Source organism: Gaetbulibacter aquiaggeris (genome assembly GCF_044003965.1).
In the GTDB taxonomy this organism is placed as follows: domain Bacteria; phylum Bacteroidota; class Bacteroidia; order Flavobacteriales; family Flavobacteriaceae; genus Yeosuana; species Yeosuana aquiaggeris.
Map to the genome: position 1 here is coordinate 1187159 of NZ_JBAWKC010000001.1, position 20718 is coordinate 1207876.

Annotated in this window: 32 protein-coding genes; all 32 read left to right on the forward strand. The window is 33.3% G+C overall.

The annotated features are described in order from the left end of the window. The first annotated feature begins 3 nt into the window (after positions 1-3). On the forward strand, positions 4-282 hold the full coding sequence (gene rpsS, locus V8G56_RS05005) for a 30S ribosomal protein S19 (protein ID WP_044399704.1): 279 nt from the start codon (positions 4-6) through the stop codon (positions 280-282). 6 nt (positions 283-288) lie between these two features. After that, positions 289-696 carry a 50S ribosomal protein L22 gene (rplV, locus tag V8G56_RS05010; RefSeq protein WP_395437351.1) on the forward strand — a complete coding sequence of 136 codons (408 nt, stop codon included), beginning with the start codon at positions 289-291 and terminating at the stop codon, positions 694-696. Between the two features lie 9 nt (positions 697-705). Next, a complete protein-coding gene (gene rpsC, locus V8G56_RS05015) occupies positions 706-1437 on the forward strand; it encodes a 30S ribosomal protein S3 (RefSeq protein WP_331632733.1) in 732 nt (243 codons plus the stop codon). A gap of 21 nt (positions 1438-1458) precedes the next feature. Further along, entirely contained in the window at positions 1459-1878 is a 420-nt protein-coding gene (rplP, locus tag V8G56_RS05020; RefSeq protein ID WP_331632735.1) for a 50S ribosomal protein L16, read from the forward strand. A 13-nt stretch (positions 1879-1891) separates the two neighbouring features. Next, on the forward strand, positions 1892-2083 hold the full coding sequence (rpmC, locus tag V8G56_RS05025) for a 50S ribosomal protein L29 (RefSeq protein WP_331632737.1): 192 nt from the start codon (positions 1892-1894) through the stop codon (positions 2081-2083). A gap of 12 nt (positions 2084-2095) precedes the next feature. Next, complete coding sequence (gene rpsQ, locus V8G56_RS05030; protein WP_072399584.1) at positions 2096-2353, forward strand: 30S ribosomal protein S17; 258 nt, start codon at positions 2096-2098, stop codon at positions 2351-2353. A 2-nt stretch (positions 2354-2355) separates the two neighbouring features. Then, a complete protein-coding gene (rplN, locus tag V8G56_RS05035) occupies positions 2356-2724 on the forward strand; it encodes a 50S ribosomal protein L14 (RefSeq protein ID WP_237231812.1) in 369 nt (122 codons plus the stop codon). 11 nt (positions 2725-2735) lie between these two features. Beyond that, complete coding sequence (gene rplX / locus V8G56_RS05040) at positions 2736-3047, forward strand: 50S ribosomal protein L24 (RefSeq protein ID WP_331632743.1); 312 nt, start codon at positions 2736-2738, stop codon at positions 3045-3047. A 2-nt stretch (positions 3048-3049) separates the two neighbouring features. Continuing rightward, the gene (gene rplE / locus V8G56_RS05045) at positions 3050-3601 is read left to right on the forward strand and encodes a 50S ribosomal protein L5 (RefSeq protein WP_331632745.1); all 552 of its coding nucleotides are present in this window, start codon (positions 3050-3052) and stop codon (positions 3599-3601) included. A 3-nt stretch (positions 3602-3604) separates the two neighbouring features. Then, positions 3605-3874, forward strand: coding sequence for a 30S ribosomal protein S14 (gene rpsN, locus V8G56_RS05050; protein WP_331632747.1), 270 nt, complete (start codon positions 3605-3607; stop codon positions 3872-3874). 68 nt (positions 3875-3942) lie between these two features. After that, complete coding sequence (gene rpsH / locus V8G56_RS05055; RefSeq protein ID WP_331632749.1) at positions 3943-4341, forward strand: 30S ribosomal protein S8; 399 nt, start codon at positions 3943-3945, stop codon at positions 4339-4341. Between the two features lie 11 nt (positions 4342-4352). Next, positions 4353-4895: a 50S ribosomal protein L6 gene (rplF, locus tag V8G56_RS05060; RefSeq protein WP_395437352.1), complete on the forward strand. Its 543-nt coding sequence runs from the start codon at positions 4353-4355 to the stop codon at positions 4893-4895. A 10-nt stretch (positions 4896-4905) separates the two neighbouring features. After that, a complete protein-coding gene (gene rplR, locus V8G56_RS05065; RefSeq protein ID WP_331632753.1) occupies positions 4906-5262 on the forward strand; it encodes a 50S ribosomal protein L18 in 357 nt (118 codons plus the stop codon). A gap of 6 nt (positions 5263-5268) precedes the next feature. Continuing rightward, the gene (gene rpsE, locus V8G56_RS05070) at positions 5269-5793 is read left to right on the forward strand and encodes a 30S ribosomal protein S5 (RefSeq protein WP_331632755.1); all 525 of its coding nucleotides are present in this window, start codon (positions 5269-5271) and stop codon (positions 5791-5793) included. Between the two features lie 11 nt (positions 5794-5804). Continuing rightward, complete coding sequence (rpmD, locus tag V8G56_RS05075; RefSeq protein ID WP_395437353.1) at positions 5805-5987, forward strand: 50S ribosomal protein L30; 183 nt, start codon at positions 5805-5807, stop codon at positions 5985-5987. 12 nt (positions 5988-5999) lie between these two features. Beyond that, positions 6000-6452 (forward strand): 50S ribosomal protein L15, encoded by a 453-nt coding sequence (rplO, locus tag V8G56_RS05080; RefSeq protein WP_331632759.1) that lies wholly within the window; start codon positions 6000-6002, stop codon positions 6450-6452. Between the two features lie 15 nt (positions 6453-6467). Further along, positions 6468-7814: a preprotein translocase subunit SecY gene (gene secY / locus V8G56_RS05085; protein WP_395437354.1), complete on the forward strand. Its 1347-nt coding sequence runs from the start codon at positions 6468-6470 to the stop codon at positions 7812-7814. A 9-nt stretch (positions 7815-7823) separates the two neighbouring features. After that, positions 7824-8039: a translation initiation factor IF-1 gene (gene infA, locus V8G56_RS05090; RefSeq protein ID WP_028289261.1), complete on the forward strand. Its 216-nt coding sequence runs from the start codon at positions 7824-7826 to the stop codon at positions 8037-8039. 4 nt (positions 8040-8043) lie between these two features. Then, positions 8044-8160: a type B 50S ribosomal protein L36 gene (gene ykgO, locus V8G56_RS05095; RefSeq protein WP_074961360.1), complete on the forward strand. Its 117-nt coding sequence runs from the start codon at positions 8044-8046 to the stop codon at positions 8158-8160. Positions 8161-8162: 2 nt separating this feature from the next. After that, the gene (gene rpsM, locus V8G56_RS05100) at positions 8163-8537 is read left to right on the forward strand and encodes a 30S ribosomal protein S13 (protein WP_395437355.1); all 375 of its coding nucleotides are present in this window, start codon (positions 8163-8165) and stop codon (positions 8535-8537) included. 11 nt (positions 8538-8548) lie between these two features. Beyond that, on the forward strand, positions 8549-8932 hold the full coding sequence (gene rpsK / locus V8G56_RS05105; RefSeq protein WP_331632774.1) for a 30S ribosomal protein S11: 384 nt from the start codon (positions 8549-8551) through the stop codon (positions 8930-8932). A 122-nt stretch (positions 8933-9054) separates the two neighbouring features. Further along, entirely contained in the window at positions 9055-9660 is a 606-nt protein-coding gene (rpsD, locus tag V8G56_RS05110; RefSeq protein ID WP_331632776.1) for a 30S ribosomal protein S4, read from the forward strand. A gap of 98 nt (positions 9661-9758) precedes the next feature. After that, entirely contained in the window at positions 9759-10751 is a 993-nt protein-coding gene (locus tag V8G56_RS05115) for a DNA-directed RNA polymerase subunit alpha (protein ID WP_395437356.1), read from the forward strand. Positions 10752-10812: 61 nt separating this feature from the next. Further along, positions 10813-11298 (forward strand): 50S ribosomal protein L17, encoded by a 486-nt coding sequence (gene rplQ, locus V8G56_RS05120; protein WP_395437357.1) that lies wholly within the window; start codon positions 10813-10815, stop codon positions 11296-11298. 90 nt (positions 11299-11388) lie between these two features. Beyond that, a complete protein-coding gene (locus tag V8G56_RS05125; RefSeq protein WP_395437358.1) occupies positions 11389-12060 on the forward strand; it encodes a hypothetical protein in 672 nt (223 codons plus the stop codon). Between the two features lie 18 nt (positions 12061-12078). Beyond that, positions 12079-12765 carry a hypothetical protein gene (locus V8G56_RS05130; RefSeq protein ID WP_395437359.1) on the forward strand — a complete coding sequence of 229 codons (687 nt, stop codon included), beginning with the start codon at positions 12079-12081 and terminating at the stop codon, positions 12763-12765. 82 nt (positions 12766-12847) lie between these two features. After that, positions 12848-13954, forward strand: a complete 1107-nt coding sequence (gene carA, locus V8G56_RS05135) for a glutamine-hydrolyzing carbamoyl-phosphate synthase small subunit (protein ID WP_395437360.1) — start codon at positions 12848-12850, stop codon at positions 13952-13954. A gap of 150 nt (positions 13955-14104) precedes the next feature. Next, positions 14105-15397 (forward strand): phosphopyruvate hydratase, encoded by a 1293-nt coding sequence (eno, locus tag V8G56_RS05140; protein ID WP_395437361.1) that lies wholly within the window; start codon positions 14105-14107, stop codon positions 15395-15397. Between the two features lie 193 nt (positions 15398-15590). Next, entirely contained in the window at positions 15591-16919 is a 1329-nt protein-coding gene (locus V8G56_RS05145; protein WP_395437362.1) for a citrate (Si)-synthase, read from the forward strand. 170 nt (positions 16920-17089) lie between these two features. Next, entirely contained in the window at positions 17090-18376 is a 1287-nt protein-coding gene (locus V8G56_RS05150; RefSeq protein ID WP_395437363.1) for a citrate synthase, read from the forward strand. A gap of 63 nt (positions 18377-18439) precedes the next feature. Continuing rightward, positions 18440-19354, forward strand: coding sequence for a dimethylarginine dimethylaminohydrolase family protein (locus V8G56_RS05155; RefSeq protein ID WP_395437364.1), 915 nt, complete (start codon positions 18440-18442; stop codon positions 19352-19354). Positions 19355-19372: 18 nt separating this feature from the next. Further along, positions 19373-20674, forward strand: coding sequence for a M20/M25/M40 family metallo-hydrolase (locus V8G56_RS05160; protein ID WP_395437365.1), 1302 nt, complete (start codon positions 19373-19375; stop codon positions 20672-20674). Positions 20675-20718 lie beyond the last annotated feature (44 nt).

Genomic DNA, 20718 nt, shown 5'->3' on the forward strand with positions numbered 1-20718 from the left:
GACATGGCAAGATCATTAAAAAAAGGACCTTACGTTCATTATAAATTAGAGAAAAAAGTAGCTGTTAATGTTGAAGCAAACAAGAAAACGGTAATCAAGACTTGGTCAAGAGCCAGTATGATTACTCCTGATTTTGTTGGACAAACAATAGCTGTTCATAATGGCCGTCAATTTGTACCAGTGTATGTCACTGAAAACATGGTAGGTCATAAATTAGGAGAGTTTTCACCAACACGATCATTTAGAGGTCATGCAGGTGCTAAAAATAAAGGTAAAAAATAGTAAGCAATGGGAAGTCGTAAAAAACAAATGGCAGACGCTATTAAGGAAGGGAAAAAGCAAATTGCTTTTGCTAAACTTAATAATTGTCCTACATCACCAAGAAAAATGCGTTTAGTAGCCGATTTAGTAAGAGGTGAACGCGTAGAAAAAGCGCTTAATATTTTGAAATTCAATCAAAAGGAAGCTTCAGGTAAATTAGAGAAATTGTTGTTATCAGCAATTGCCAACTGGCAATCTAAAAACGAAGAAGCAAGTATTGAAGATGCTGAATTAGTAGTAACGGAGATTAGAGTTGATGGTGGCGCAATGTTAAAAAGATTACGTCCAGCACCACAAGGTCGCGCACATAGAATTAGAAAACGTTCTAACCATGTTACATTAGTGGTTGGAGCTAACAATAACACACAAAGCTAGGATAGAAGTATGGGACAAAAAACAAATCCAATCGGAAATCGCTTAGGGATTATCAGGGGATGGGAATCTAACTGGTACGGAGGTAATGATTATGGAGATAAGCTTGCCGAAGACGATAAAATTAGAAAATACGTACATGCACGTTTATCTAAAGCTAGTGTATCAAGAGTAATTATTGAGAGAACTTTAAAACTTGTAACCGTTACTATCACAACTGCAAGACCAGGTATTATTATCGGGAAAGGTGGTCAAGAGGTAGACAAGCTAAAAGAAGAACTTAAAAAAATTACTGGAAAAGAAGTTCAGATTAACATCTTTGAAATTAAGAGACCTGAACTAGACGCATTTTTAGTAGCATCAAGTATCGCTCGTCAAATTGAGAATAGAATCTCTTACAGACGTGCAATAAAAATGGCAATTGCCGCTACGATGCGTATGAATGCTGAAGGAATTAAAGTTCAAATTAGTGGTCGTTTAAATGGTGCTGAAATGGCGCGATCTGAACACTATAAAGAAGGACGTATTCCTTTATCAACTTTTAGAGCCGATATTGACTATGCTTTAGTTGAGGCACACACTACTTATGGTAGATTGGGTGTAAAAGTATGGATTATGAAAGGTGAAGTATATGGTAAAAGAGAGCTTTCTCCGCTAGTTGGAATGTCCAAAAAGCAAGGAAAAAGTGGAGCAACGGGTCGTGGAGGTGCTAATAGTCCTGCAAAACCACGTCGTAGAAAGTAATTTTTTATAAAGTAAAGAAAAATGTTACAGCCGAAAAGAACAAAATTTCGTAAACAACAAAAGGGACGAATGAAAGGGATCTCTCAAAGAGGTCATCAACTTTCAAACGGAACTTTTGGGATAAAATCACTAGACTCAGATTTTTTAACATCACGTCAAATTGAAGCAGCTCGTATTGCCGCTACACGTTACATGAAAAGAGAAGGGCAGCTTTGGATTAAAATATTTCCAGATAAGCCAATTACAAAGAAGCCTCTTGAAGTACGTATGGGTAAAGGTAAAGGTGCCGTTGAATATTGGGTAGCTGTTGTTAAGCCAGGAAGACTGCTTTTTGAAGTAGGAGGAGTGCCATTAGACATTGCAAAAGAAGCATTGCGTTTGGCCGCTCAAAAATTACCTGTAAAAACTAAGTTTATAATCGCTAGAGATTACGAAGCATAATTTATTTGATATTATGAAACAATCAGAAATTAAAGAATTATCTGTAGCTGAGTTACAAGAGAAACTTAGTGAAACTAGAAAGAGTTATTCAGATCTAAAATTAGCTCATGCAATATCTCCTTTAGAAAATCCAATTCAATTACGCGGTATTAGACGTACCGTAGCAAGGATTGCGACAGAATTAACTAAAAGAGAATTACAATAATTCTGCTATAAGATGGAAACAAGAAATTTAAGAAAAGAACGTATAGGAGTTGTTACAAGTAACAAGATGCAAAAATCAATTGTAGTTGCAGAAGTTAAAAAAGTAAAGCATCCTATGTATGGAAAGTTCGTGTTAAAAACAAAGAAATATGTTGCACACGACGAGACAAACGATTGTAACATTGGAGATACTGTAAAGATCATGGAAACAAGACCTTTAAGTAAATCTAAATGTTGGAGATTAGTTGAAATAATTGAAAGAGCTAAATAATTATGTTACAGCAAGAATCAAGATTAAAAGTAGCAGACAACACTGGAGCGAAGGAAGTTTTAACTATCCGTGTTCTAGGTGGTACTAAAAGAAGATACGCTTCTGTAGGAGACAAAATTGTTGTTTCAGTTAAAGACGCAACACCTAATGGAAACATTAAAAAGGGTGCTGTTTCAACTGCAGTTGTTGTACGTACAACAAAAGAGGTAAGAAGACCAGACGGATCATATATTAGATTCGATGATAATGCTTGTGTCCTTTTAAATCCGCAAGGAGAAATGAGAGGAACACGTGTATTCGGTCCGGTTGCTAGAGAACTTCGTGATAAACAATTCATGAAAATTGTATCATTAGCACCTGAAGTGCTTTAATGAATTATAAGATGACAAAGCTTAAAATAAAATCAGGAGATACCGTAAAAGTAATTGCTGGAGATCACAAAGGATCAGAAGGTAAAGTACAAAAGGTATTGTTAGATAAGAATAAAGCGATCGTTGAAGGTATTAATGTTGTGAAAAAGCATACTAAGCCAAGTGCTAAGAACCCTCAAGGTGGAATCGTAGAAAAAGAAGCGCCTATTCATATTTCTAACTTATCATTGTTAACTGCAAAAGGTGAAGCAACTAGAGTTGGATTTAAAATGGAAGGCGATAAGAAAGTAAGATTCTCTAAAAAATCTAATGAAGTAATATAGTTATGGCATATACACCTAGACTTAAAGAAGAGTATAAAAGCAAAGTAATTGCTGCTCTTACAGACGAATTTGGATATAAGAATGTAATGCAAGTTCCAAAGCTTAAGAAGATAGTAATATCTAAAGGCGTTGGGGCAGCAGTTGCAGACAAAAAGTTAGTTGACTACGCTGTGGAAGAACTAACGACTATATCAGGACAAAAAGCTATTTCAACGATCTCGAAAAAAGACGTTGCATCATTCAAATTACGTAAGGGTATGCCAATTGGGGCAAAAGTAACTTTACGTGGTGAAAGAATGTATGAGTTTTTAGATCGTTTAGTAACTTCTGCATTACCGCGTGTAAGAGATTTTAACGGAATAAAAGCAACTGGATTTGACGGAAGAGGTAACTACAATTTAGGAGTTACTGAACAAATTATTTTTCCAGAGATTAATATTGATAAAGTTAATAAAATCTCAGGTATGGATATTACATTTGTAACTTCTGCAGAAACAGATAAAGAAGCAAAATCATTATTAACAGAATTAGGATTACCTTTTCAAAAGAACTAAGATATGGCTAAAGAATCAATGAAAGCCCGTGAGGTAAAAAGAGCTAAAACAGTAGCTAAGTATGCTGAAAAGCGCAAAGCTTTAAAAGAAGCTGGCGATTATGAAGCATTACAAAAGTTGCCAAAAAATGCTTCTCCTGTTCGCATGCATAATAGATGTAAATTAACTGGAAGACCAAAAGGATATATTAGAGATTTTGGAATTTCACGTGTAACCTTTAGAGAAATGGCCAATCAAGGTCTTATCCCTGGAGTTAGAAAAGCAAGTTGGTAATATTATTTAAATAATCAGATTTAAGGTTCAACACTAGTTGAAAACCAAAATCACAAAATCAATTCATTATGTATACAGATCCAATTGCGGATTATTTGACAAGAATTAGAAATGCAGTGAGTGCAAACCACAGAGTGGTTGAGATACCTGCTTCTAATTTAAAAAAGGACATCACAAAAATATTATTCGAACAAGGATATATTTTAAGCTACAAGTTTGATGATTCTGGGGTACAAGGAACAATTAAAATTGCTCTTAAGTACAATAAGGAAACAAAAGAACCTGTAATTAAGAAAATCGAAAGAATAAGTAAACCAGGTTTACGTAAATACGCAAGTTCAAAAGAATTACCTAGAATTCTTAATGGTCTTGGAATTGCCATCGTTTCTACTTCTCATGGAGTAATGACTGGTAAGCAAGCCAAAAGAGACAATGTAGGTGGTGAAGTATTGTGTTACGTTTACTAAAAAAATAAGAAATGTCAAGAATAGGTAATAATCCAGTAGTAATTCCAAACGGCGTTACAGTTGATATAAAAGACGGAATAGTTACAGTAAAAGGAAAATTGGGAGAATTAACTCAAAATTTTGATTCTGTAGATATTAAAGTTGAAGATGGAAATGTTTTAGTTACGCGTTCTTCTGACACTAAAGATCAAAAAGCAAAACACGGTCTGTATAGATCATTAATGCGTAACATGATTGAAGGTGTTTCAAAAGGATGGACTAAAGAATTAGAATTAGTAGGTGTAGGATATAGAGCTAGTAACCAGGGTCAAACCCTTGAATTAGCTTTAGGATTTTCTCATAATATTGTAATGAGTTTAGCTCCAGAAGTTAAAGTAGAAGCAGTAAATGAGAAAGGTAAAAACCCTATCATTAAATTAACGTCACATGACAAACAACTTGTAGGACAGATTGCTGCAAAAATCCGTGGTTTTAGAAAACCGGAACCTTACAAAGGAAAAGGAATTAAGTTTGTTGGTGAGGTATTAAGAAGAAAAGCAGGTAAATCAGCGTAATAAGTAAGTTATGGCATTGACAAAATACGAAAGAAGAATAAGAATTAAAAGCAGAATTCGTAAGATAGTTTCTGGAACGGAAGCTAAACCTAGATTATCTGTTTTTAGAAGTAATAAAGAAATTTATGCTCAAATAGTAGATGATGTGACTGGTAAAACTATCAGTGCAGCATCTTCAAGAGATAAAGATATTAGTTCTGCAAAAGCTAATAAGACTGAGATTGCCACTTTAGTAGGTAAATCTGTAGCACAAAAAGCTTTAAAAGCAGGTGTAGAAACCATCGCTTTTGATAGAGGTGGATATTTATATCATGGTAGAGTAAAATCATTAGCTGAAGGAGCTAGAGAAGCAGGACTTAAATTCTAAGAAATTATGTATCGAAAATACAAAAGCGCAGAGTTAGTAAAACCAGGTGGATTGGATCTTAAAGATCGTTTAGTTGGTGTACAAAGAGTTACAAAAGTAACAAAAGGTGGTAGAGCATTCGGTTTTTCAGCAATTGTAGTGGTTGGTGATGAAGCGGGTGTTGTAGGTCAGGGTTTAGGAAAATCAAAAGATGTAGCGAGTGCTATTGCAAAAGCTATTGAAGATGCTAAGAAAAACCTTGTAAGAATTCCTATTAAAAAAGGAACTTTACCACATGAGCAAAAAGGTAAATATGGTGGAGCAAGAGTAAATATTATTCCTGCAGCTGCTGGTACCGGAGTTATTGCTGGTGGAGCGGTTAGAACAGTTCTTGAAGCGGTTGGAGTACATGATGTATTATCAAAATCTCAAGGTTCATCAAACCCTCATAATGTGGTTAAAGCAACATTTGATGCTTTATTGCAACTGAGAGATGCCAGAAGAATAGCTTCAGATAGAGGAATTTCACTTGAAAAGGTTTTTAACGCATAATCACGATAGAGATGGCAAAAATTAAAGTAAAAAAAGTTAAAAGCGCAATCAATCGTACTTTAAGACAAAAAAGAATTTTAGAATCTTTGGGTCTTAGAAAAATTGGTCAAGTAGTAGAGCACGACGCTACATCAAGTATTCTTGGTATGGTAAGTAAAGTAAATCACTTAGTTTCTGTTGAAGAAATTAAATAATAAAATACTGAAATGGATTTAAGTAATTTAAAACCTGCAGAAGGTTCAGTTAAAAATCAAGGAAAAAGAATTGGTAGAGGACAAGGTTCTGGTAAAGGTGGGACCGCTACAAGAGGCCACAAAGGAGCCAAATCTCGTTCTGGTTATTCTAAGAAAATAGGTTTTGAAGGTGGGCAAATGCCACTTCAAAGACGTGTTCCTAAATTTGGTTTTACAAATATTAATCGTAAAGAATATCAAGGAATTAATTTAGATACTCTGCAACAATTAGTAGATGATAAGAAAATAAAAGATACAGTAGATTTAGATACCTTATTCTTAAACAGATTAACTACTAAAAATGATTTAGTAAAAATCATGGGAAGAGGAGAATTAAAAGCTAAATTAAAAGTGTCTGCTCATAAGTTTACGGCTACAGCGAAAGCTGCAATTGAGGCTGCGGGTGGTGAAGCTGTAACTTTATAAGATCTTATTAAGTATATGAAATTTATAGAATCAATAAAGAATGTTTGGAAAATAGAGGAACTGAGAAATCGTATCGTAGTAACACTTGGATTATTATTAGTGTATCGATTTGGAGCTCAGGTAACCTTGCCAGGTATTGATGCCGCTCAACTAGGTGGTTTATCAGATAGTACTGATTCAGGATTACTTGGACTTTTAAATGCTTTTACAGGTGGCGCTTTTGCTAATGCCTCTGTATTTGCTCTTGGTATCATGCCTTACATTTCAGCTTCTATTGTAGTACAGTTAATGGGAATAGCAATTCCTTATTTACAAAAGCTACAAAAAGAAGGGGCAAGTGGTCAAAAGAAAATAAACCAAATTACACGATGGTTAACTATTGCAATCTGTTTGTTACAAGCACCAGGTTACTTGGCTAGTCTACCGGCATTAGGAATTCCTCAAAGCGCCTTTCTTTTAGGAAGTGGTCCTTTGTTTTATTTCTCTTCAGTAACAATTTTAGTAACAGGCTGTATATTCGCCATGTGGTTAGGAGAAAAGATTACTGATAAAGGTATTGGAAATGGTATTTCATTATTAATTATGGTGGGTATTATTGCGAGAATGCCAGGTGCATTTATACAAAATGCTGCTAACAGATTGGAAGGTAATAATGTCATGCTTATTCTTTTTGAATTAGTTATTTGGTTTGTAATTATTTTAGCGTCAATACTATTAGTATTAGCAGTAAGAAAAATTGCTGTTCAATATGCTAGACGTACGGCTGCCGGAAGTTATGAAAAAAATGTGATGGCTGGTTCAAGACAATACATTCCTTTAAAACTGAATGCTTCTGGAGTTATGCCAATCATCTTTGCACAAGCAATTATGTTTGTACCTGGTTTAATTGGTGGTTCGTCTTTCTTAAAAGATACTGCTACGGGTGCATGGATGCAAACTCAATTTTCTGATATTTTTGGATTTTGGTATAATGTAGTATTCGCTTTATTAATTATTGTATTTACCTATTTCTATACAGCAATTACGGTACCAACAAACAAAATGGCAGATGACTTAAAACGTAGCGGAGGTTTTATTCCTGGTATTAGACCTGGATCTGAAACTTCTGAATATTTAGATAAAATAATGTCGCAGATAACCTTACCGGGATCTATATTTTTGGCTTTAATTGCTGTGTTCCCAGCTTTTATTGTAAAACTTATGAATGTACAACAAGGTTGGGCGCTATTCTTTGGTGGAACATCATTAATTATTATGGTGGGTGTGGCCATTGATACTATGCAACAGGTAAATTCTTACTTGTTAAATAGACATTATGATGGCTTGATGAAAACTGGTAAAAATAGAAAAGCGTTAGCTTAATAATATACCATGGCAAAACAAGCAGCAATAGAGCAGGACGGAACCATAATAGAGGCATTATCAAATGCTATGTTTCGTGTTGAATTAGAAAACGGTCATATTGTGACGGCGCATATTTCTGGTAAGATGCGTATGCATTATATCAAATTATTACCAGGAGACAAAGTAAAATTAGAAATGAGTCCTTATGATTTATCAAAGGCTCGAATAACTTATAGATACTAATACGATGAAAGTAAGAGCATCAGTAAAAAAAAGAAGTGCAGATTGTATAATCGTGCGTAGAAAAGGTAGACTTTACGTAATTAACAAAAAGAATCCTAGATTCAAACAAAGACAAGGGTAGTTATGGCAAGAATTGCAGGTGTAGACATACCAAAAAACAAAAGAGGAGTCATCTCTTTAACTTATATCTATGGAATAGGTAGAAGTAGAGCAAAAGACATTTTAGCAGTAGCTAAAGTAGACGAAAGCATTAAAGTGCAGGATTGGACAGACGATCAGATTGGAAACATTCGTGATGCTGTGTCATCTTTTACCATTGAAGGTGAATTACGTTCTGAAACACAATTAAACATTAAGCGATTAATGGATATTGGATGTTACAGAGGAATTCGTCATAGATCTGGTCTTCCATTAAGAGGACAACGTACAAAAAACAACTCTAGGACTAGAAAAGGTAGAAGAAAAACAGTTGCTAACAAGAAAAAAGCAACTAAATAATAATTAGTAATATGGCAAAGGCAAGTACTAAAAAACGTAAAGTTATTGTAGATTCTGTTGGAGAAGCACATGTTACTGCTTCTTTCAATAACATCATTATTTCGCTTACCAACAAAAAAGGAGACGTTATTTCATGGTCTTCAGCTGGTAAAATGGGATTCAGAGGTTCTAAGAAAAACACTCCTTATGCAGCACAATTAGCTGCAGAGGATGCTTCAAAAGTAGCTCAAGAAGCTGGTTTAAAGAAAGTAAAAGTGTATGTTAAAGGTCCGGGAAATGGTAGAGAATCTGCTATTCGTTCAATTCATAATGCAGGTATTGAAGTAACTGAAATCATTGATGTTACTCCGCTTCCTCATAATGGATGTAGACCTCCAAAACGTAGAAGAGTTTAAGTTTAAACTGAAATTTTCAGTTAACAATAATTATTTAACAAGTATCAACGGGAGATCAACGTTTATCGAAGGATAAGATTAAGACCTTAATTCATAAACACTCTCATAACTAAATTTTAAAAATGGCAAGATATACTGGTCCTAAAACTAAAATAGCTCGTAAATTTGGCGAAGCTATATTTGGAGAAGATAAGTCTTTTGAAAAAAGAAACTATCCTCCAGGTCAACATGGTGCAAACAAGCGTCGTGGAAAAAAATCTGAATATGCAATCCAGTTAATGGAAAAGCAAAAAGCAAAATATACTTATGGTGTATTAGAGCGTCAGTTCAGAAATATGTTTAAACGTGCAAGAGCTTCTCAAGGGATTACCGGTGAGGTTCTTTTACAACTTTGTGAATCTAGATTAGATAACGTTGTGTTTAGAATGGGAATTGCTCCTTCTAGAAGTGGTGCTAGACAACTAGTTTCTCACAGACATATTACTGTAAATGGAGAAGTGGTAAATATTCCATCTTATTCATTAAAGGCTGGTGATATTATCGCCGTTAGAGAGAAATCTAAATCACTTGAAGCTATTGATAGATCTTTATCAAATTCAAGTAGTGTTTACGAATGGATTACTTGGAATAATGAAACTAAAAAGGGAACATATGTTTCTGTTCCTTCTAGACTTCAAATTCCAGAAAATATTAATGAACAATTCATAGTCGAATTATATTCTAAATAATAAATTAACAATATTGGTATTTAGCTAAAGGGTTTATTCGTGCTTCTTCAAACTTATAAACCGCGCAACTAAATAACAATCAAAACGAAGAAAAAAGTATGGCAGTATTTAATTTTCAAAAGCCTGACAAAGTAATCATGATCGATTCAACCGATTTTGAAGGTAAATTCGAATTTAGACCTTTAGAACCTGGTTATGGCTTAACAGTAGGAAATGCTTTAAGAAGAGTTTTATTATCTTCTTTAGAGGGATTTGCAATTACATCAGTAAGAATTGAAGGCGTAGATCATGAATTTTCTGCAATTTCAGGTGTAGTTGAGGACGTGACTGAAATTATTTTAAATTTAAAACAAGTGCGTTTTAAAAGACAAATTGAGGATATAGATAATGAATCTATTTCAATTTCAATTTCAGGTCAAGAGCAAATCACAGCTGGTGATTTTCAGAAATTTATTTCAGGATTTCAAGTGTTAAATTCAGAATTAGTAATCTGTAATTTAGATCCTAAAGTAAGTTTTAATTTGGAAATTACTATTGAAAAAGGTAGAGGTTATGTTCCAGCAGAAGAAAACAATAAACCTTCAGCACCAATAGGAACAATCTTTACAGATTCAATTTATACTCCAATAAAAAATGTTAAGTATAGTATTGAAAACTATCGTGTTGAACAAAAGACTGATTATGAAAAATTAGTTTTTGAAATCATTACTGATGGTTCAATTACGCCTCAAGATGCTTTAACAGAGGCGGCTAAAACATTAATTCATCACTTTATGTTATTCTCTGATGAAAGAATTACCTTAGAAGCTGATGAAATTGCACAAACAGAAACTTATGATGAAGAATCACTTCACATGAGACAGTTGCTTAAAACGAAGTTAATTGATATGGATTTATCAGTTCGTGCATTAAACTGTTTAAAAGCGGCAGAAGTTGATACATTAGGCGACTTAGTATCATTCAATAAAAATGACTTAATGAAGTTCCGTAATTTTGGAAAGAAATCTTTAACAGAGCTTGAAGAGCTTGTAATTGTTAAAGGTCTTAATTTTGGAATGGATTTAAGCAAATATAAATTAGATAAAGATTAATTACTTCATATTTTGCTCCTCAATAATGGGTTGAAGCAAGATGAAGATTTAAAAAAAAGTCATGAGACACGGAAAAAAAATAAACCATTTAGGTAGAAAGACAGCGCACAGAAAGTCAATGTTGGCCAATATGGCATGTTCATTAATTGAACATAAACGCATCAATACAACTGTTGCCAAAGCAAAAGCTTTAAAACAATTTGTAGAGCCAATGATTACTAAATCTAAAGCAGATACTACAGCAAACAGACGTCTTGTTATGGCTCGTTTGAGACAAAAAGAAGCGGTTGCTGAGTTGTTTAGAGATGTTGCTGCCAAAATTGGAGATAGACCAGGAGGTTATACCAGAATCATAAAATTAGGTAACCGTTTAGGTGATAATGCTGATATGGCAATGATTGAGCTTGTGGATTACAACGAAATTTACAATGCTGATAAAGCTGTTAAGAAAACGACTCGTAGAAGTAGAAGAGGTGGAAGTAAAGCTGAAAAACCGGTTGTGGAATCTCCTGCAAAAGAGACTCCAGCTTCAAACGAAGAAGAATAAGTGTTCTTAACATAAAAATATAAAAAAGGATAGACATTTTAAGTTTATCCTTTTTTTGTATAATTATTATTAACTAAAAATTTTTTCATCATGAGAGTTGTCATTATTTTCTTGCTTTTTATAACTTTTGCTTTGGGACAAAATAACTCCGAAGTAAGAATTAGAAACGATTATTCGGCATTAAATCAAAATTTATCTGGGGCTTGGATATATAATAATGAAGTTAATAATGTTCAAGGAAGTTTTTATCTGTTTAAAGATTGGAGTATACAGGGAATCTTAATAACAAATAACGATCAAAACCTATCCTTGACAGGATTAAATTATGATACCAAAACTAATTCTTTTGTAGCAAAAGTATCTGAAGATTCTGTGTATGTTTTTAATAATGAAAATATTAAGGAGGTCATTATTAACAGAAAAAAATTCAAAAGGTATTTAAATACTGGAATGAAAACTTATTTTGAAGTTGTTGCGGTTAGTAATGACATTGAAATTCTTAAGAAATATGAAAAGAAATTAAAAAAAGGAATATTAAACCCTTTTACGCAACAGACATCACCTGATAATTATGTTGATGTTATAACATATTATTTTTATAATCATGGTAAAATAAAGGAATTAAAATTGGCTAAAAAGCCTTTTATAAATATGTTTGGAGAAAAATCAGAGGCTATCAAAAAATATATTTCAAAAAACAATGTTTCGATAAAAGATGAAAGAAATTTTCAAACTATTTTAAACTACTATAATACCTTATAGAAAACACTCAATTTTAAAATGCATAAATATTTAATAGTTTTTTTTAGCCTACTTTTAACACAGTTTGTATCTTTTTCACAAAATACACCAACAAATAGTTATATAATAGGTCAAGGAGATCATGGATTTTGGGTGTCAGCCCAAAATAATACTAAACAAATCAAGGGTTCTCCTTATTTATTTGATAACTGGTCACAAAAAGGGGATATATTTATTGGGAATCAGGTTTATACTTTAAGTGCACTTAATTATAACATTCAAGTGGAACGTTTTGAAGTAAAGATATCAGAAGACTCTGTTTTTGTACTAAACCATGGAAGTTTTGATAAAGTAAAAGTTAAGGGTAAATCGTTTTCACGACATTTAGATCCGGATTTTCAAAGAAATACATATTTTGAAGATATTATTCATTTTAATGATAAATATTTGTTGAAAAAGCATGAACTAACAATAAAGGAATCTCAAATTAATCCTTTGACCATGCAAAAATTGCAAAATGATCAATATATTAAAAAGGAACAATATTATATTTTAAAAGATGATTCAGATAAATTGGATAAAATTAAACTAAATAAATCTGCTATTTTATCTTTAGTGGAAGAGAATAATAAAGCTAAAGTGAAGGAATTTGTTAAAGAACACATGCTTAGCTATAAGAAAAATGATGATGTTATTAAAATCTTAAACTACTGTGATACTTTATAATGTTAGTTCACAGGTAAAATATTAGAGGATAAACTTTTAAGTTTATCCTTTTTTTTGCAATTTTGCCAAACCTTTCGAAAAAATGAAATACCAAAAAAGACAAATCGCAATTATTTTACTAGCTGATGGCACCATTTTTTATGGGAAATCTGTTGGAAACAAGCAAGGAACAGCTTTTGGAGAAGTATGTTTCAATACGGGAATGACCGGTTATCAAGAAATTTTCACTGATCCATCTTATTTCGGACAGCTCATGGTAACCACCAATGCACACATTGGAAATTATGGGACTCAAAAAGATGAAGTAGAATCTGATTCAATTAAAATAGCTGGGTTAATCTGTAAAAACTTTAGTTATGAATATTCTAGAGATGTGGCGGATAGCTCTTTAGAAGATTTTTTAAATACCAATAATTTGTTTGCAATTTCAGATGTTGATACTAGAGCTTTAGTTAGTTATATTAGAGATCATGGCGCCATGAATGCTGTGATAACTACCGATGTTGATAATTTAGAACAGATAAAAGATCAGCTAGCTCAATTTCCAAGTATGAATGGCTTAGAATTGGCTTCAAAAGTGTCTACAAAGGAACCTTATTATTTTGGTAACGAAAATGCAACTTATAAGGTGTCAGCTCTTGATATTGGAATCAAAAAGAATATCCTAAGGAATATTGCCAAAAGAGATGTTTACATCAAAGTATTTCCTTATAATGCAACCTTTGAAGATTTAGAGTCTTTTAATCCTGATGGTTATTTTTTATCAAATGGACCTGGAGATCCTGAACCTTTAGTAGATGCTCAAAATGTGGCAAAGGAAATCATAAAAAGGAATTTACCACTTTTTGGAATCTGTTTAGGTCATCAAGTAATAGCATTGGCTAATGGCGTTTCTACCTATAAAATGCATAATGGTCATAGGGGAATTAATCATCCTGTGAAAAATTTAAAAACGGGTAAAGGAGAAATAACGTCTCAAAATCATGGTTTTGCAGTGAATAGAGAAGAAGCTGAATCACATTTAGATTTAGAAATTACTCATTTACACTTAAATGATAATACGGTGGCGGGATTAGCAATGAAATCTAAAAATTGTTTTTCAGTACAATATCATCCGGAAGCGAGCCCTGGGCCACATGACTCGTCCTATCTCTTTGATCTATTTATTGAAAATTTAAAAAAGAATTAATAGAAATAAAGCCTCAAAATATCATTTGTTTTGAGGCTTTTATATTACTAAAACGTTATAGATAAGAATTTGTGTAATTCTTTAGAAATACGCAAATTAAAATAAGATTAAAACGTAAATTTGAATAATTAAAGTTAAAAAACTGTACTTATGAGTATAATAATTAATATCCATGCTAGACAAATTTTAGATTCTAGAGGAAATCCTACTATTGAAGTAGATGTAATAACAGAAAATGATATTTTAGGAAGAGCTGCGGTACCATCAGGAGCCTCTACAGGAGAACATGAAGCGGTTGAGTTAAGAGACGGTGGTAATGCATATATGGGAAAAGGTGTTTTAAAAGCAGTTGATAATGTTAATTCTATTATTGCGCAAGAGCTTCTTGGTGTTTCTGTTTTTGAACAAAATCTAATTGATCAGATCATGATTGATTTAGATGGTACTCCAAACAAATCAAAATTAGGGGCTAATGCCATTTTAGGAGTTTCTTTAGCGGTTGCAAAAGCTGCTGCTGCTGAATTAGGGTTGCCTTTATATCGTTATATTGGTGGTGTTTCTGCAAATACGCTTCCCGTACCCATGATGAATATCATAAATGGAGGTTCACATAGTGATGCGCCTATCGCTTTTCAGGAGTTTATGATTATGCCAGTAAAGGCCAAAAATTTTACTCATGCTATGCAAATGGGAACAGAGATTTTTCATCATCTGAAAAAGGTGTTACATGACAGAGGTTTAAGTACTGCCGTTGGTGATGAGGGTGGTTTTGCACCGACCTTGGCAGGCGGAACTGAAGATGCTTTAGACAGTATTAAATTAGCTGTTGAAAACGCTGGTTATACATTTGGAGGCGATGTGATGATTGCTTTGGATTGTGCTTCTGCTGAATTTTACGTAGATGGAAAATATGATTATACAAAATTTGAGGGCGATAAAGGAAAGGTAAGAACCAGTCAAGAACAAGCCGAATATTTAGCTGAATTAGCCTCTAAATATCCAATTATTTCAATTGAAGATGGAATGGATGAAAATGATTGGGCAGGTTGGAAATTGCTAACAGATAAAATAGGTAGTAAAGTACAATTAGTAGGCGATGATTTATTTGTTACTAACGTAACACGTTTATCTCGTGGTATTAAAGAAGGTATTGCTAATTCAATTCTGGTAAAAGTAAATCAAATAGGGTCACTTTCAGAAACGATTGCAGCAGTTAATATGGCCAAAAATGCAGGATATACCTCAGTTATGTCTCATCGCTCTGGTGAAACTGAGGATACCACTATTGCTGATTTAGCAGTAGCTTTAAATTGTGGTCAAATTAAAACAGGATCTGCATCCCGTAGTGATCGTATGGCTAAATACAATCAATTACTTCGCATTGAAGAAGAACTAGGTTCAACGGCCTATTTCCCTCAAGAAAAAGCATTTAAGATAAAATAAATCAAACTAATAGATTTTAAAAAGCCAAATTCATTTGTGAATTTGGCTTTTTTTATTTTATCAATATTATTATTCTATTAATGTAACATTTGTTACATGACTGTTATTAAGTGACATAAGTCATATTTTTTGTGTTAAATTATTGATAAATTTATAAAATTAACTCTTCAAATAAACATATAAATATAAGGTCATGAATAATTTAAAAGAAAAATTATACCAAAAAATTCAAGAGCACAGACCTAGAATTACTCAACTTTTGGAAGAACATGGAGATACGGTTATTGATAATGTTACGGTTGCGCAAGTGATAGGGGGTATGAGAGGTATTAAAAGTTTAGTTACAGATATTTCATATTTAGATCCTTTTGAAGGTATTCGTTATAGAGGATTCACATTGCCAGAGGTGCTAGCTAAACTGCCAAAGCCAGATCGAGCCAATATGCCTTTTGTTGAAGGATTATATTATTTATTGTTAACAGGTGAAATACCAACAAAAGAAGAAGTTGAATCTTTAGTAGTAGATTTTAAAAACAGAAGGGTCGTACCAAGATATGTTTGGGACGTTATTGATGCTTTTCCTAGTAACAGTCATCCAATGGCTATTTTGTCTGCAGCAGTGATGAGTTTAGAAAGAGAATCTCATTTTAGTTCCAACTATAAAAATGGAATCAACAAGATGGATTATTGGAGCACTACGTATGAGGATGCCACTAATTTGCTTGCAAAAATGCCGTTAATTGGAGCCTATATTTATAACAAATTATATCACCCCGAAAAAGGTCATCGTTACCCAGATCCTTCCTTGGATTTAGGAGGAAATTTTGCTTATATGATGGGTAAAGATAGTCCTTATGATGATGTATCAAGGATGTATTTTATTATTCATGCAGACCATGAAAGTGGAAATGTCAGTGCGCATACGGGCCATTTAGTAGCAAGTTCACTTTCCGATATTTATTATGCAACTTCAGCCATGATAAATGGGTTGGCAGGTCCTCTTCACGGATTGGCAAATCAAGAAGTTCTAAGATGGTTGCAAGGATTGATGGAGCAAATGAAAGGGGAAATACCATCAGAAGAAGATTTGAAGGCCTACGTGTGGGATACTTTAAATAGTGGTCAAGTCATTCCTGGTTATGGTCATGCAGTGCTTCGTAAAACAGATCCTCGATATACAGTTCAAAGAGAATTTTGTTTAAAAAACATGCCAGAGGATCCATTATTTAAATATGTTGATGCTTTATACAAAGTAGTTCCAGATATTTTAAGAGAACAAGGTAAGGCAAAGAACCCTTGGCCCAATGTTGATGCACAATCTGGTGTAGTCCAATGGCATTATGGGGTTACTCAATATGATTTTTATACCGTTTTATTTGCAATAGGTAGATCTTTTGGAGTTTTATCTAATATCATTTGGGATAGAGCTTTAGGTTATCCTCTTGAAAGGCCAAAATCCATAACCACTGAAATGTTGGAAAAAATGGTTGAACCTAAGAACGAATTAGCAAGCATGACTTAAATTCATATAAAATAATCTTAATAATTTTCGAAGAAATTTTTAAAAGCGTTTATTGAAAATAAACGCTTTTTGTTGTTAAAAAACTCCCAACATTTGTATATGGTAGGTCAAATAATAATTGTAATTTTTGTAATTTAGCAACTCACAGAAAAAATAAAACGCTATAAATTATGTCAGATAAAGCTATCTTAGAAATTAATGCTCAGAAATATGAATTCCCATTAAAAACAGGGACTGAAAATGAAGTGGTTATAGATATTTCAAATCTAAGGAGTTTAACGGGAGGTATATCTACCCTCGATTCTGGATTTAAAAATACAGGTTCTTGCGAAAGTGCTATTACTTTTTTAGATGGAGAAAAAGGTATTTTAAGATATAGAGGTTATTCCATTGAAGAATTAGCTGAAAAGGCTGATTTTTTAGAAGTAGCATTTCTTTTAATTTTTGGTGAACTTCCCACAAAAGAACAACGTGATAAATTTCATGCTGATATTAAAGCGCAATCGGTAGTTGATGAAGATATTAAAAGGATTTTGGAGGCATTTCCTAAATCTGCGCATCCTATGGGTGTTTTATCTTCTCTTACAAGTGCTCTAACGGCATTTAATCCATCCTCTGTGAATGTGAATTCAGAAGAGGATATGTATAAAGCCATAGTTAAAATTATGGGTAAATTCCCGGTATTAGTTGCCTGGACTCATCGCAGGAAACAAGGATTGCCTTTAGATTATGGTGATAAGAATCTTGGTTATGTTGAAAATGTATTAAAAATGATGTTCAGACAACCAAATGAGGAATATATTCAAAATAAGGTTTTGGTCGATGCTTTAGATAAGTTGTTAATTTTACATGCAGATCATGAACAAAATTGTTCTACATCAACTGTTAGAATAGTTGGTTCTTCTCACGCAGGATTATTTGCTTCAATTTCTGCGGGTATCTCTGCACTTTGGGGACCACTTCATGGCGGTGCAAATCAGGCGGTTTTAGAAATGCTTGAAGCAATTAAAATTGATGGTGGGGATACAAAGAAATATATGGCGAAAGCAAAAGATAAAGACGATCCTTTCCGCTTAATGGGCTTTGGACATAGAGTATATAAAAACTTTGATCCTCGTGCAAGAATCATTAAAAAGGCGGCTGATGAAGTTTTAGAAGATTTAGGTATTGAAGACCCCATTTTAGATATAGCAAAAGGATTAGAGCAAGAAGCTTTAAAAGATTCTTATTTTGTTGACCGCAAATTATATCCGAATGTAGATTTTTATTCTGGAATTATTTATAGAGGAATGGGTATACCAACAGATATGTTTACAGTTATGTTTGCTTTAGGCAGATTACCTGGTTGGATAGCACAATGGAAAGAAATGAGATTGAATAAAGAGCCAATAGGAAGGCCAAGACAGCTTTATGTTGGGGCTACAAAAAGGACTTTTGTAGAAATTGATAAAAGATAAATTTTATAAATTCAAAATTAAGAGCTTCATATTTTCTATGAAGCTTTTTTTTATATTAGCCTTATGTTAAAACTAAATGTAAATAATGAAACTTCTCGTCTAAAGGCAGTTGTCTTAGGAATTGCTAAGAGTAATGGTCCCGTGCCTAAAATAGAGGAGTGTTATGATCCAAAAAGTATTGAGCACGTAAAAGCGGGTACTTATCCTAAGGAAGAAGATATGATTTTAGAGATGGATGCTTTTGCGGCTATTTTAGAAAAATATGGTGTTAAAGTTTACCGACCTGAGGTTATAAAAGATTGTAATCAGATTTTCTCTAGAGATATTGCTTTTGTCATTGAAGATAAAATAATAAGAGCTAATATTTTGCCTAATAGGGAAGAAGAAATAAGGGCTATTGATTACATCTGGAATCAAATAGAACCTGATAAGCGTATTATTCTGCCAAAAGAGTGCCATGCAGAAGGAGGAGATGTAATGCCTTGGAATGATTATATATTTGTTGGAACCTATTCAGGTGATGACTATTCAGATTATATAACGGCCAGAACAAACATGGATGCAGTTATTGCTTTACAGGAATTGTTTCCAGATAAAATGGTTAAAAGTTTTGAGTTAAGGAAATCAAATGCTGACGCAAAAGAAAATGCACTACATTTAGATTGCTGTTTTCAACCTATTGGAACCAACAAAGCCATTTTACACAAAAACGGATTTTTGATTGAACGTGAATACCAATGGTTGGTTGATTTTTTTGGAAAAGAAAATATTTTTGAAATCACTAAAGAAGAGATGTATAACATGAACAGCAACGTATTTTCTATTTCTGAAACGGTAATCGTATCTGAAAGAAACTTTACGCGTTTAAATACCTGGTTACGCCAGCAAGGTTTTACTGTTGAAGAAGTACCTTATGCTGAAATAGCAAAACAAGAAGGTTTACTGCGTTGTTCAACAATGCCTTTAATTAGAGACTAATTTTATAAATTCTCAACTATGTTTACTAAATATTTATTAAAACTTGCAGCCTTGATCCTAATAAGTTCATGTTATTCTTCATTTGGACAAAAATTAAGTAAAACAGAAAATAAAATACTTAAAACTATAGAAACTAATAACGCTGAGGCGATTAATTTTCTTGAAAAGGTAGTTAATATTAATAGTGGGACCATGAATCATGATGGTGTCAAGAAAGTAGGGATGGAATTTGATCATGCCTATGCAAATATGGGTTTTAATACCGCATGGTATGACATGTCACAAGTGAATCGTTCAGGCCATTTATTTGCTGAAAATGAAGGAAAAGAGGGAAAGAAATTATTGTTAATAGGTCATTTAGACACCGTCTTTGAAGCTGATAGTCCTTTTCAAGAGTTTAAAATGTTGAATGATAGCATGGCACAAGCGCCAGGGGGCAACGACATGAAAGGAGGTGACATTATTATACTCTATGCATTAAAAGCACTAAAGGATAATGGCTTATTAAAAAACAATCAAATTATTGTGGCCTTAACAGGAGATGAAGAATCTACAGGGAAACCCTTAGAGATAAGTAGGTCGCACCTTATAGATGCGGCTAAACGAAGTGATATTGCCTTATGTTTTGAAACATCAACAGGCTTTAATTATGCCACGGTTGCCAGAAGAGGTTCCTCAGATTGGAAAGTTGAAGTGGAAGGGAAGCGAGCGCATTCCTCCGGGATTTTTAACGAAAACATTGGCGCAGGCGCAATTTTTGAAATGTCAAGAATCCTTAATAGTTTTTATAATGAAGTGCGGGGTGAAGACTATTTAACCTTCAATCCAGGTGTTATTTTAGGCGGAACTACTGTTAATTATGATGAAACTCATAATGCAGGGACAGCATTTGGTAAAAGAAATGTAGTGGCGCAAACGGCGGTAGTTGAGGGAGGATTGCGTTTTATTTCTGAGGAACAAAAGCAAACTGCACGTAATAAAATGAAGGCCATAGTAGCTAATAGCTTACCTAAAACAAGCGCAAAAATTACATTTACAGATAGTTATCCAGCAATGGAAGCCACGGACGGAAATTATAGGTTATTAAAAACATTAAATCAGGTGAGTTTAGATTTAAATCAAGGCGGTGTTCAGGCTTATGATCCAGGAAAACGCGGTGCAGCAGACACCTCATTTGTTGCAGAATATGTGGATTGTTTAGACGGACTTGGTACTATGGGAAGCGGTGCACATACCCCTCAAGAAACAGTAAATTTAAAAACCATTGAAGCACTCACAAAAAGAACGGCTATATTGATCTATAGATTAATAAATGAATAGATCTCAAAAAATCAAGTCAATAAGTTTTACTTTTGTAAAGTAAT